Genomic DNA, 12,894 nt, shown 5'->3' on the forward strand with positions numbered 1-12,894 from the left:
GTTATTTTGGTGTGTTTATGGGACAGCCACCCGGGGGCGCGTCGGCGTGTCGCTGTCCGATACTCACCTCAAATCAGCCCTCGTACGCGTCGACTTCCTTCAGGTACGCCGCCCGCGCCCCCTCGTCCAGGAAGGACGCGCGGAACGAGTTCCGCGCAAGCACCCGCAGCGTGGTGTCGTCCAGGCGCAGCCCGTCCCGCACGGCGTCGAAGTTGTCCCCCGCGTAGCCCCCGAAGTACGCCGGGTCGTCGGAGTTCACCGTGACCAGCAGGCCCGCGTCCAGCATCGCCCGCAATGGGTGGTCCTCGAGCCGGTCGACGACCCGCAGCCGGACGTTGGACAGCGGGCATACGGTCAGCGGGATCTGGTCCGCGACCAGCCTGGCGACCAGGGCCTCGTCCTCCAGGGAGCGCACGCCGTGGTCGACGCGGTCGACGCCGAGGATGTCCAGCGCCTCCCATACGTACGCGGGCGGCCCCTCCTCCCCCGCGTGCGCCACACACTTGAGCCCCGCTTCCCGCGCCCGTGCGTACACCTCGCGGAACTTCGACGGTGGGTTGCCGACCTCCGCCGAGTCGAGGCCGACGGCCGCGAGGCGGTTCAGGTAGGGGCGGGCCGACTCGAAGGTCTCCAGGGCGGACTCGGCGCTCTCGTCGCGCAGGAAGCACATGATCAGGCGGGTGGTGATGCCGTACGTCCGCTCCGCCGCGTCCAGCGCGCGCGTCAGGCCGTCGATGACCGTGCCGATGGCGACGCCGCGCGCGGTGTGGGCCTGCGGGTCGAAGAAGATCTCGGCGTGCCGGACGCCCTGTGCGCGGGCGCGGGCGAGGTAGGCGTTGGTGAGGTCGGCGAAGTCGTCCTCGGTGCGCAGCACCGCCATCAGCGCGTAGTAGAGGTCCAGGAAGTCCTGGAGGTCGGTGAAGGAGTACGCGGCGCGCAGCTCGTCCTGGGTGGCGTACGGCAGCTCGACGCCGTTGCGCTCGGCGAGCGCGAAGGCCAGCTCGGGTTCGAGGGTGCCCTCGATGTGGAGGTGGAGCTCTGCTTTGGGGATCGGGGGCGGGGTCGGGGGCACGACGGGATCACCTGCTGTTTTCGCTGACGGGGAGGGTCACCAGCCTAATGTGACGGCGTCCGTCGGCCGAACTGATCACGCAACGGACCACGCAACCGATCAGCCGTGATCGGCGTCAGTCCAGTCGGACAGCGGAGAAAGCGGTGGACGGATGGGTGCCGGAGAGCGGGTACGGAGAGCGGTGCGGGCCGTGCGGGCGCGGCTGCGCCTGCCCAGGACCCGGCGCGGGCAGCGCCGCGCCGTCCAGGTGGTGATGGGCGTCAGCGTGCTCGCGCTGCTGCCCGCGACCTGGCTGCGGCTGTCCACCGACGCCCGGGTCCGTACGGTCGCCGATGTCCCCAAGGCGCCGGTGGCGGTGGTCTTCGGCGCCGGGCTGTGGAACGGCGAGCCGTCCCCGTATCTGGCGCACCGCCTCGACGCGACCGCCGAGCTGTACGAGCGGGGCAAGGTCCGCGCGATCCTGGTGACCGGCGACAACAGCCGGCACGACTACGACGAGCCGGACGCGATGCGCTCCTATCTCGTCCGGCACGGTGTGCCGGACGGCCGCATTGTCAGTGACTACGCGGGCTTCGACACCTGGGACTCGTGCAGCCGCGCCGAGCGGATCTTCGGCGTGCACCGGGCGGTGCTGGTGAGCCAGGACTTCCATATCCGCCGGGCGCTGGCGCTGTGCGAGGCGGCGGGCATCGACGCGTACGGGGTCGGCGTCGCCGAGCCGCACGATGCGACGTGGCTCTTCGGCGGGGCGCGGGAGGCCGTCGCGGCGGGCAAGGCCGCGCTGGACGCGGCCTTCAAACCGGATCCGCACTTTCTGGGGCCGCGCGAGCGGGGGATCCAGAATGCACTGGAGGGCTCCGGCTCCCGCTGAGGCGTACGTTCAGTCGATCGTCGTCTGTTCCACCACCCACGCCAGGTAGTCCTCGCTACCCTGCGTGATCGGCGTCGCGATGATCTCCGGCGTCTCGTAGTCGTGCGCCTCGCGGAGGTGCGCCTCCAGCTCCCCGTACCGCGCCGCGGTGGTCTTGAACAGCACCTGCCACTCCGCGGCCGTCTCGATCTCGCCCTGCCACCGGTACACCGACGTCACGGGCTGGCTGATCTGCGCGCAGGCCGCAAGCCGCGCGGTCACGGCCCCGCGCGCCAGTGCCTCGGCCTTCTCGGGGGTGTCGGTGGTGGTCAGTACGGTCAGGAAGTCGGCCACGGCGGAAGAGCCCTTCTGTGCGCGTTCCGGCTGTGCGACTGGCGTGCGACACGTTAGCCGGTGACGATTGAGGTAACCCGGCGACGATCGTAGGGACACCATGGACGACCTCACCGCACTCGCACGCCACCACCTGGACCGGGCCAAGACCGACCCCCACGGCCGAAGCTCACATCTCTTCCTGCACGACGGGCCGCTGCGGCAGAGCGTGATCGCCATGGTCGCCGGTTGCGAGCTCGACGAGCACAACGCGCCCCCGGCGGCGAGCCTCCAGGTGCTGCACGGGCATGTCCGGCTGACCGCGGGCAAGACCGGGCACGTCCGGCTGGAGCTCATCGCGGGGCAGGTGCAGCGCATCCCGCAGGAGCGCCACGCGCTGGTGGCGGTGGAGGACTCGGTGGTGCTGCTGACCGCCGTGACTGCCACGGTGGGCTGCCCCACCCCCACCGAGAAGGCCGCTGCGCACCACCACGTGGCGCGCCCCCATATGGCGGGCTGATCCGCCATACGGGGGCACGTCGTTGCCGGGTTCGGCTCAGCCCTTCACGGGGGCCAGTTGGACGCGGTCGATGTTCGGGGCGTACGAGCTCGCGTTGGAGAACGTCAGCGTGTTCGCGCCCTTCGCCAGGTCGACCGGGACGGCCACGCTCCAGTAGTCGTTCCAGGTCCAGGTGTTCTTGAAGGTGACGCGCTGGGCCGCGCCGCCCCCGACCGCGATATCGGCGGTCCGGGAGATGATGTTGGTGTTGTACTGGTGGCCGTCCGCGCGCTGGTTGTTGGCGTAGTGGACGATCAGCAGGTAGCGGCCCGCCGAGGGGGCCTGGACGGTCAGCTTGAGGCTGTTGGCCGCGCCCGCGCCGAGCGAGCCGACGTAGGCGCCGCCCGAGGCGTAGTCGCTGGAGGTCGTGGCGGCCGCCCCGCCCAGGGTGCCGCTCTCCGCCTCGTACGAGGCGAGCCCCTTGGTGTCGCCCGCGCCCGTCGCGTCGAGGGAGGAGAGCCGGACGGCGGACCCGGTGGCGGAGGCGGCGGTGACGCGGTTGTTGCCCGCGGTGAGGAAGAGCCGCACCGCCCGCTCGGGGGCGGTGGTCGTGGTGGTGCCGTGCAGGGACAGCTTGACCGGGGCGCCGGAGCCGCGCGGGGTCAGGGTGTAGTAGCCGTCGCGCGGCGCGTACACGTCGAAGACCGCGGCGTCCGAGCCGTCGAGCTCCAGGGACCCGGTGCCCACGCCGGACGCCGAGGAGTAGTCGTAGCGGGGGCTGCCGGAGGGGTCGGACAGGGTGGCGTCGTAGGAGGTGGCCGGGGTGGTGGCGGCGGTCAGGTCGATCTTGTCGAGGGTGACCTCATCCTTGTCGTGGGCCAGGGTGAGGGTGTGGCTGCCCGCGCCCAGCCGGACGGTCATGTGCTGGATGCCGCGGTAGGTCCAGTTGAGGGTGGAGGGGTAGGTGACCGGCGGCGCGGAATTGCCGTCGATGGTCAGGGTCTGGGTGGAGGGGGCGCCGGCCTGGTTGCCGTAGAAGATCGCCAGGTCGTAGTCGCCGGTCTTGGGGACGTCGACGTCGAAGGCGACCTTGCTGGTGGGCTTGTTGAGGGAGCCGACGTCCTTGGTGCCGGAGGCGGCGTAGCCGTTGGCGTTGGAGACCGTGCCCTGGGTGTAGACCTGCCCGTCGGTGATCGCCGCGGACTCCGCTTCGTACGACGCGCTCCACGGCACGTCGGCCGCCCGCGGGGTGCCGGTGCCGGCCGGGGTGAGCGTGATCCGGTACGCGGACATCGTCTTCATACCGGTCAGCGGCACGGTCACCGAACCGTCCGCGCCGACCTTGATCTCGCTCCGGGACAGCACGCGCGGCGGCGCGGCCGCGCCCTCGTAGCCGGACCACTCGGCCTCGGAGACGGTCGCCACCACCCGCGAGCCGAACACATCGCGGTCGACGTGCTGGACCGCCACATCCGCGGCGCCCGCCGAGCCGCCGCCCACGAGGATCTGCGCCTGCTTGCGGGACGGGTCGTACGAGGCCAGGCCCTGGAGGGTGTCGATGGCGTTGGCGGTGGGCGGGGTGACCTTGACGGTCCGGCCGGTCATCCCGGCGTACCAGCGGAAGAACCACCAGCCGCCGTTGGGGATGTTGGACCGTACGACGTTGCCGCTGAGGTTGCCGGCGGCGTCCCAGTAGGCCTGGTTGGCGTACACCTTGTTGCGCTCGAACATCGACACCCACTGGACCAGCTGGCCCGGGACGGACAGGTCGCGGCGGTTGGCGTACTCGTCGATGCTGATCGGGCGCGGCGAGATCCCGACGCTCTTCTCCAGCGCCCGGTAGTGGTCGTAGTGGGACTGGAAGTCCTTCAGCGAGCCCGACGACAGCTCATGCCAGGTCATCACGTCCGGCAGCACGTTGTTGGCCTTCGCCCAGGTCAGGAACTCCGGGAGGAAGCGGGTGTCGTAGCCCGCCTCGTTGGGTCCTGCGATGCGGGCATCGGGGTCGATGGAGCGGATGCGCTGGTAGACGGTCTTCCACTCGGCGAAGAAGCGGTCCCGGCCCTTCTGGTAGGCGGCGGGGTCGGAGGAGTTGAGCTTGTACCAGATCTGGTCGGGCTCGTTGAACGGCACATAGACGAACCGCTCGCTGTGCGGCGCGCCCGCCACGTCCTTGGCCATCTTCTCGACCTTGGGGAGGTAGTCGTCGATCCCCAGGTCCTGGTACGGCCACTGGGTGTACATGTCCTGGAGCAGGATGTAGACGTCGTCCCCACCGTTGCGGAAGAAGGACTTGGAGACCGTCAGCGCGTCCCCGTTGGGGTGCTGCAGCCCGCCCTCCGGCTTCTGCGAGATGGTGGTCAGCTTGAGCGGGGCGAGGGCGGCGTCGCTGGGTACGCCGTCGTCGCTCAGCCCGTACAGCGCCCCGTTGGCGCCGTGCAGCACCGGGCCCTCGCTCGCGGCGAGGTCGACGGCGATGCGCTGGGGCTGGGCGGCCTTGGGCTGGTTGTCCGCGTACGAGGCGGCTGGTAGCGCGGCGGCGAACAGCGCCGCCCCGGCTATCACGGTGGTGAGGGCTCGTCGCTTTCTCATCGGAACTCTTCTCACAGGACCTCCAGTTACTCCGGTTACTCCAGTTACTTGACGGCTCCACTGGTGATTCCAGAAACGATCTTTCGCTGGGCAATCAGGAACACCGCGACCATGGGCAGGCTCATGACCACCACATAGGCGAAGACCAGATGCCAGTTGTTGAGGTAGAGCTGTGCGCTGGCGACCTTGTAGAGGCCCAGCGGCAGCGTCGCCTTGTCCCCTCCGCCCAGGACGAAGAAGGCGTAGAAGATGTCGCTCCAGGCGTAGAGCATCACCATGATCGTCGCGGTGGCGATCACGGGCCGCAGCAGCGGCAGGATGATCCGCGCGAAGACGCGCAGCGGCGAGGCCCCGTCCATCCGCGCGGCCTCCTCCAGCTCCAGGGGGATGGTGCGGATGAAGCCGGTCATGAAGAAGATCGACGTGGACAGGTACATCCCGGTGTAGACGGCGATCATGCCGGGGCGGGTGTTGGCCAGGCCCAGCTGCCGTAGCTCCATGACGATGGTGATCACGGCGGGCGGCAGCAGCAGCCCGCTGATGGTGAGGGCGTACGCGGCCGACACCAGCCGCCCCCGCCGCCTGGCGAAGACCCAGGCGGCGCCCGCGCCCAGCACCAGGACCAGCACCACCGAGGGCGCCACGACCAGCAGGCTGTTGACGAAGCCGCGCACCATCTCGCCCTGGCTGAGGGCCTTGTCGTAGTTGGCGCCGGGCTGCCAGTGGACGGGCAGGTCGAGGTTGGGTTTGACGGCCTCGCCCTGGGGCTTGGCCGAGGTGGCCAGGACCAGCCACAGCGGTACGCCGACGGCGAGCGCGGCGAGCAGCAGGACGAGGGCGGGGCGTGCGTACCGCCAGACCCGGGCACTTGACGAAACAGCCAGAGCGCTCACAGCATCTGCTCCCTTCGGCGCAGTCCGACCACGAGCGGGATCGCGACGGCCACGACCACCAGGAAGAGCACCAGGCTCATCGCGGACGCCTGCGCGTACAGGCCCTGTCCGAAGACCCGGAACATGTAGATGTTGAAGACCTCGGTGGAGGACGCCGGGCCGCCGCCCGTGGTCGCCTGCACGATGTCGAAGGTGTTCATCGAACCGATCAGCGCGGTGGTCACATTGAAGGTGACCGCGGGCGCGAGCATCGGGAAGCGGATCGACCAGAACGTCCGCCAGGCGCTCGCGCCGTCGACCTTGGCGGCCTCCAGCATGTCGCCGGGGATGCCCTTGAGCCCGGCGAGGTAGATGAGCATGGCCAGCCCCATCCACTTCCAGCCGTGGATGGCACTGACCAGCACCATCGTCCAGGTGGTGGAGCCCAGCCACGGAATGTCCGTGCCCAGCAGCTGGTTGACCGCGCCGTCCTGGTCGAGCAGGGCCTGGAAGACATAGCCGACGGCGAGCGCGGAGATCAGCACGGGCAGGAAGAACACCGCGCGGAAGAAGCGGTTGAAGCGGGTGTCCTGCTCCAGCAGCAGGGCCAGCACCAGTCCGAAGACGTTCTGGAAGAGCGCCGCGAGCACCGCGTACACCAGGGTGGTGCGGATGGCGCGGAGCAGCGAGCCGTCGTCGGCGATGGTGGTGAAGTTGTCGAGTCCGGCGAAGGAGATATCGGCGTGGTACGCCGACCAGTTGGTGAACGGATAGAAGAAGTTCAGCAGGTTCGGCAGCAGGAAGAAGCCCGCGAAGACCACCACGGCCGGCAGCGCGAACCACCAGGGGTGGTGCACGGCCGCCCTGGGCAGCCGTCCCACGCTCTTCCGCCGCCCGGCCCCTGCGTCGCCTCCGCTGCCCCGGCCGGAACGGGCGGCCCGGGAGCGCGTTCGTACGGTGGTGTCTGCCACGGCTGGCCCTCCTCCCCGCTCAGAAGCCCGGAGCGCTCTGGGCCTTGGCCACCTGGGCGAACTGGTCCTGCACCTGTTGGGCGACCTGCTTCGGCGACTTCTTGCCGTAGATCATGTCGCCGAGGGCGAGGTGCAGATCGGGGGCGACGATGGCCTTGGCCTGGAACACCCCGATGGCCTTGGGCAACGCGGCGACCTGGGCCTTTGCGGTCTGCGGCAGCCCGTCGGGGGTCGGCACGGACGGCTCGATGGAGGGGATCTTCATCGTCTTGATGTAGTCCGCGTAGTCGGGGCCGAGCCAGAAGGCGAGGAACTGGCGGGCGGCGTTCTGCCGCTTCTCGTCACCGGTCTTGAAGGCGACGACGCCGTTCGTCTGGTCCGGGGAGTACAGGCCGGTGGCGCTGGAGTTGGCGACGGGGAACCAGCCGAGCTTCTGATCGATCTCGGCGGTGCTGTGCTTGGCCTGGATCTGGCTCTGGAAGGACGTGACGTTGAGGACCATGGCCGCGTCGCCCTTCCACAGGGCGTCCGCGGAGTCGGTGAAGGTCCCGGTCCGGTAGTTCTTCTGGGCGAGCCCGGCGCCGAGCAGCTTGTCCTTGTAGGTGGTGATGGCCTTGACGACGGTCGGGTCGGTCCATTTGTTCTCGTTCTTGTTGAGCCCGTCCCACCACTGCTTGTCCAGGTCGGTCAGCTGCACCTGGACCTGCCACTGCAGTGGCCACTTGTCGCCGCCCACCTCGTAGAAGGGTGCGGTGTCCGGCACCTTGTCCTTGATGCGGTGGCCGAGGGCGAGCAGGTCCGCGTAGCTCTTGGGGAAGTCCTTCTCGGCGATGCCGGCTTTCTTGAAGACGTCCTTGTTGTAGTAGACGCCGAGCATGGCGGGGCTGGTGACGATGGCGGCGTAGCGCTTGCCGCCGATCATGCCCAGGCTGCGTTCGGTGTCGCCGAGCTTCGCCTCCCAGGGTTCTCCGTCGAGGGTGAGCAGATTCCGCTGCGGCTGGATGAAGGGGAGGGTGGAGATGCTGGGCTGCCAGAACATCAGGTCCGGCCGGTCGCCGGCGGCGAGCTTGGTCGGCACGTTCTGTTCGTAGGGGTCGGGGATGGGCTGGACGTCGACCTTGGCGCCGGTGGCCTTCTCGAACGCCTCGATGACCTGCTTGGGGGCGTTGACCGTGTTCTGCGCGGTCCACATCGTCAGCTTGACGCCGTCGAGCCGGGCCGTGGGATCGACCTTCGTCTTGGCCGCGCCGCCGGTGTCGTCGCCGCCCGCGGAGGTCGCGTCGCTGCAGGCGGTGGCGGTCAGGGCGGTGGCGCATATCAGGGCGAGGGCGGGGAGGACTCTTCTCATCGCGGTTCTCTGCCTCACTGCGTCGTCGGAGTGCGGGGGCGGGGCGGGGGCGGGGGCGGGGCGTACACGGAGTAGGGGGTTACGCGGAGGGGTGTGGTGTGGCGTCAGGGGGCGGGGCGCTCACCGGGGCGGCGGGCCGGAGCTCTCCCGGATGATCAGTTCGGGTACGGACACGGGGTGCGGGGCGACCGGCTCGGCCTGTTCGACCAGCCCGTACAGCAGCCCGAAGGCGGCCCGGCCGAGACCCGTGAAGTCCAGCCGCACGGTGGTCAGGGAGGGGGTGAGATACGCGGAGTGCGGCGCGTCGTCGAATCCGGCCACGCTCACCTCGCCGGGGATCGCCCGGCCGGCTTCGTGCAGCGCGCGGATCACGCCGAGTGCCAGGTCGTCGTTGCCGCACAGGATCGCGGTGACCGACGGGTCGCGGGCCAGCTTCTGCCCGGCCCGGTAACCGCTGGCCGGATCCCAGCTGCCCGCCACCGGACGCGGCTCGGCCGCCCCGGCCTCGCGCAGCGCGTCCCGCCAGCCCGCGGTGCGCTGGCCGGTGCGGCGGGTGCTGGAGGGGATCGCGACGTAGTGCACGGTCTCGTGGCCGAGGCCCAGCAGATGGCGGGTGGCGGCGCGGGCCGCCTCCCGGTCGTCGGTCCACACCCAGGGGCGGTGTTCGCCCGGCGGGCTCGCGGGGGTCTCCACCACGCCCACCACCGGCAGCTCCTCCGGGATCGCCGTCAGCGCCCGGACGCCCGCGGTGTCGTACGCCATCACGATCAGCCCGCCGCCGGTGTCGGCCGCGCGCTGCACCTCGGCGCGTACGGCGGCCTCGTCGGCGGTTTCCAGTACGCCGATCCCGACCGCGTAGGAGGAAGCCCGGGCGGCCTCCTCGATGCCCTGGAGGGTCGCGGCGTAGCCGTAGTGCGTGGTGTTGGCGGTCAGCACGGTCACCGAACGCGCGCGTCCGCTGGCCAGGGCGAGGGCGGTGGCGCTGCGGCGGAAGCCCAGCTCCTCGATGGCGGCGAGCACGCGCTCGCGGGTCGACGGCTTGACGCTCGGATGGTTGTTGATCACCCGCGAGACCGTCTGGTACGAGACGCCCGCCGCACTCGCCACATCGCGGATTCCTGGCCGTCTTGTGTGACCGGTCACATTCATGCCAGGATTGTGACCGGTCACATAGGGGTCGTCAAGAGAACGCAACGAGGAATCACGAGGCGGACCAGGAGGGGACACGTTGACCGATACGGCATCCGACACGACATCCGAGGCGGGGGCAGGCGGCGCCCAGGACACGTTCACTTGGGGCCACGCACGGCTCACGGCCCACTTCGCGACGGGCGTCGACGGGGTGGTGCGGCTCGTACGGCTGACGATTCCGGACGGCGAGGGGCCTTCCCCCGAGGAGCCTGACAGCTCGGACCACTCGCTGCCGCTCGTCGAGGTGCTGGCCCTCGGCCACGGCAGCGAGTGGTCCGGGCAGCGCGGCATCGAGACCGCGCTGGGCGCCCGGCTGCGGTACCGGGGCCACCGGGCGGTACAAGACATGCGTGGCAGCCAGGGCTGGCACCGGCTGACGTTCGACCTCCACGACCCGGACACCGGCCTCACCGCCGAGGTCCGGCTGTCCTCCCCCGACGGGCTGCCGGTGCTGCGCGGCGAGGTCCGGCTCAGCAACGAGGGCACCGCCCCGCTGACCGTCCAGGCCGTCACCAGCCTCACCCTCGGCGGGCTCCCCTCCCCCGACGCGCTCGATGTGCACCTGGCCCGCAACGACTGGCTCGCCGAATGCCGCTGGGCGAGCGAACCCCTGCGCACCCGGATCGTCGACCTCAGCCGGGACGCCCACCAGCACGACAGCCGCGCCGCCCTCGCCCTCCACAGCCGCGGCGGCTGGCCCTCCGACGGCCATCTGCCCATGGGCGCGCTGACCGACCGCACCACCGGCGACGCATGGGTGTGGCAGATCGAGTCGCCGACCGGCTGGCGGTGGGAGACCGGGGAGCGCGCTCACGGTACGTACGCCGCGCTTCACGGGCCGACCGACGCCGAGCACCAGTGGCGCGAACGGCTCGCCCCCGGCGCGTCGTTCACCACCGTCCCCGCCGCGCTGGCGCTCGCCCGGGGCGGTGGCCTCGATACGGCCCTGGCCCACCTCACGGCCTACCGCCGCGCCACCCGCCGGCCGCACCCGGACCACACCACCCTGCCCGTGGTGTTCAACGACTACATGAACACCCTCATGGGCGACCCCACCACCGAGCGCCTGCTGCCGCTGATCGACGCCGCCGCCGAGGCCGGGGCGGAGTACTTCTGCATCGACTCCGGCTGGTACGACGACGACGCACAGGGCTGGTGGGACAGCGTCGGCGCCTGGCAACCCTCGTCCCGCCGCTTCCCCGGCGGCGGCATCCAGGCCGTACTGGACCACATCCGCTCCCGCGGCATGGTCCCCGGGCTGTGGCTGGAGCCGGAGGTCGTCGGCGTACGCAGCCCGGTCGCCGCCGAACTGCCCCACGACGCCTTCTTCCAGCGCGACGGGGTCCGCCTCGTCGAACACGGCCGCCACCACCTCGATCTGCGCCACCCGGCCGCCCGCGCCCACCTCGACAAGACCATCGACCGCATCGTCGGCGAATGGGGCGTCGGCTATCTCAAGCTCGACTACAACATCAGCGTGGCGCCGGGCACCGACTGGCACCCCGAAACCGGCACGACCGGCGAGACCGGCACGACCGGCACGACCGGCCACCGCACCGCCCCCGGCGCGGGCCTCCTCGCCCACGCCCGCGCCTACCAGGACTGGCTCGCCGCCGCGCTCGACCGCCACCCCGGGCTCGTCATCGAGAACTGCGCCTCGGGCGGGATGCGCATGGACTGGTCCTCGGTGGCCCTCACCCAGCTCCAGTCCACCAGCGACCAGCAGGACCCGCTCCGCTACCCGCCCATCGCCGCCTCGGCGCCCACGGCGGTGCCACCGGAGCAGGGCGCCGTATGGGCCTATCCGCAGCCCGAATTCACCGACGACGAGATCGACTTCACCCTGGCGAGCGCCCTGCTGGGCCGCGTCCACCTCTCCGGCCACCTCGACCGGATGTCACCGCGACAGCTGGCCCGGGTGCAGTGGGCTGTCGCGACGTATCGGCGACTGCGGGGCGATCTGGTCACGGGGGTGCCGTTCTGGCCGCTGGGGCTGCCGGGGTGGGACGACGCCTGGGTGGCGCTGGGGGTGCGCAGCGGTGAGACGGCGTACGTGACGGTGTGGCGCCGGGAAGGCGGCCCGGCGGAGCGCACGCTGCCGCTGGGGCATTTGGCGGGCCGTCGGACGGAGGTCGAGGTGCTGCACCCGGCCGCCGCGTCGGGCGCCGAGGCGCGATGGGACGCGGGGCGGGGCGAGTTGACCGTGGCGCTGCCGCGTACGCCGATGGCCCTGCTGGTCCGGCTGACGCCCGCAGACCCTGCCGACCAGGCCGTGTCTTAGACGTCGGCGACCAGGCCGGCGAACGCCCCATCGGTCACAACCACCCGCACGGGACGCGTCGGCCGGCCGGCCGACGCGTCAGTCGCCCCCACCACCCCCACCGCCACAGCCGCTCCCGCAGGAGGCATGGCCGCCGTCGGAGTGGGATCCCCAGTCCGACGCCGAGGCCGAATCCGACGCCGAGGCCGAGTCCGAGGCGGAGTCCAGCTCACGGTCGTATTCATCGGCGTCCTCAATGGCCTCCCCCATACGGACCAGGCTCGCACCGATCCCGCCCTGATACGGCGTGGCCTCCCTGATGGCCGTGCGCAGGCGCTCGTCCTGAACGGCGGCGAGGCCGTCGAAGACGTACTTGGGAAGCGCCGCCTCCTCCCTGGCCGATTCCAACACCACCTCGCCCGCGGGCGTGAGACGCCGCCCAGGGCGGCCGAGAAGGCCGTACGAAGCGAGCTCGCGCCCGATCTTCTTCATCTCGGGGCCGTACCGCACCTCCGCGACCGCGGCGTACGTATCCCTCCCCACCGGGTGACACTGCTTGATGAGTGCGCGCTCGATCGGATGGTCGGCCGGATCCCCGGCCCTGAGGGCCCGCACCCTGGAGCCGATGAACTTGATCGCGCCGCGCTCGCGCAGCTCGATCAGGGTGGTCCGGGCCACGCGCCGTGGCCCGCCCGCCAGATAAGCGATGTCGTAGATGTCCAGTGTCAGTGGCGCCGCCGGGTCGCGGCGCCGGAATATCGTCCGCACAGGAATGCCCCCGTCCATCCCGCTGATTCCCGTACTGCCAGTATTGTCCGGCTGATGCCCCGCGAACCCGGGTCGACGCCATCCCAGAGGAAGACTTGAGCTTGGGACCGGGTCCTGCCGTGCCCGACCGTGCGCGGC

At 70.8% G+C, this 12,894-nt stretch carries 11 protein-coding genes; 3 read left to right on the top strand and 8 right to left on the bottom strand.

All coding sequences use genetic code 11. From position 1 onward, the window contains the following. Positions 1-73 precede the first annotated feature (73 nt). On the bottom strand, positions 74-1,072 hold the full coding sequence (locus ACWDSL_RS31550; RefSeq protein ID WP_450491240.1) for an adenosine deaminase: 999 nt from the start codon (positions 1,070-1,072) through the stop codon (positions 74-76). Positions 1,073-1,223: 151 nt separating this feature from the next. Here ACWDSL_RS31550 and ACWDSL_RS31555 point away from each other — a divergent pair, with 151 nt between their 5' ends. Next, positions 1,224-1,943, top strand: a complete 720-nt coding sequence (locus tag ACWDSL_RS31555; protein ID WP_450491242.1) for a SanA/YdcF family protein — start codon at positions 1,224-1,226, stop codon at positions 1,941-1,943. 9 nt (positions 1,944-1,952) lie between these two features. Here the strand turns inward: ACWDSL_RS31555 and cutA are convergent, their stop codons facing one another. Further along, positions 1,953-2,276: a divalent-cation tolerance protein CutA gene (gene cutA / locus ACWDSL_RS31560; RefSeq protein WP_014179918.1), complete on the bottom strand. Its 324-nt coding sequence runs from the start codon at positions 2,274-2,276 to the stop codon at positions 1,953-1,955. A gap of 100 nt (positions 2,277-2,376) precedes the next feature. On the opposite strand from cutA, the gene ACWDSL_RS31565 reads away from it, so the two are divergent. Then, complete coding sequence (locus tag ACWDSL_RS31565; RefSeq protein WP_450491244.1) at positions 2,377-2,775, top strand: cupin; 399 nt, start codon at positions 2,377-2,379, stop codon at positions 2,773-2,775. A gap of 36 nt (positions 2,776-2,811) precedes the next feature. On the opposite strand, the gene ACWDSL_RS31570 is transcribed toward ACWDSL_RS31565, so the two are convergent. The 5 genes from ACWDSL_RS31570 to ACWDSL_RS31590 all read right to left on the bottom strand — a co-directional run bounded on the left by ACWDSL_RS31570 (position 2,812) and on the right by ACWDSL_RS31590 (position 9,686). After that, complete coding sequence (locus ACWDSL_RS31570) at positions 2,812-5,346, bottom strand: CBM35 domain-containing protein (protein ID WP_450491246.1); 2,535 nt, start codon at positions 5,344-5,346, stop codon at positions 2,812-2,814. Positions 5,347-5,390: 44 nt separating this feature from the next. Further along, positions 5,391-6,239 carry a carbohydrate ABC transporter permease gene (locus ACWDSL_RS31575; protein WP_450491248.1) on the bottom strand — a complete coding sequence of 283 codons (849 nt, stop codon included), beginning with the start codon at positions 6,237-6,239 and terminating at the stop codon, positions 5,391-5,393. Continuing rightward, on the bottom strand, positions 6,236-7,189 hold the full coding sequence (locus tag ACWDSL_RS31580) for a carbohydrate ABC transporter permease (RefSeq protein ID WP_450491250.1): 954 nt from the start codon (positions 7,187-7,189) through the stop codon (positions 6,236-6,238). Before ACWDSL_RS31580 ends, ACWDSL_RS31575 begins: the two co-directional genes overlap by 4 nt. A 19-nt stretch (positions 7,190-7,208) precedes the next feature. Continuing rightward, positions 7,209-8,537, bottom strand: a complete 1,329-nt coding sequence (locus ACWDSL_RS31585; protein ID WP_450491252.1) for an ABC transporter substrate-binding protein — start codon at positions 8,535-8,537, stop codon at positions 7,209-7,211. A gap of 120 nt (positions 8,538-8,657) precedes the next feature. Beyond that, a complete protein-coding gene (locus tag ACWDSL_RS31590) occupies positions 8,658-9,686 on the bottom strand; it encodes a LacI family DNA-binding transcriptional regulator (protein ID WP_450491254.1) in 1,029 nt (342 codons plus the stop codon). Between the two features lie 79 nt (positions 9,687-9,765). Here ACWDSL_RS31590 and ACWDSL_RS31595 point away from each other — a divergent pair, with 79 nt between their 5' ends. Then, the gene (locus tag ACWDSL_RS31595; protein WP_450491256.1) at positions 9,766-12,009 is read left to right on the top strand and encodes an alpha-galactosidase; all 2,244 of its coding nucleotides are present in this window, start codon (positions 9,766-9,768) and stop codon (positions 12,007-12,009) included. A gap of 78 nt (positions 12,010-12,087) precedes the next feature. On the opposite strand, the gene ACWDSL_RS31600 is transcribed toward ACWDSL_RS31595, so the two are convergent. Beyond that, a complete protein-coding gene (locus tag ACWDSL_RS31600) occupies positions 12,088-12,756 on the bottom strand; it encodes a TIGR04222 domain-containing membrane protein (RefSeq protein WP_450491258.1) in 669 nt (222 codons plus the stop codon). Positions 12,757-12,894 lie beyond the last annotated feature (138 nt).

Source organism: Streptomyces sp. NPDC000941, from assembly GCF_053599555.1.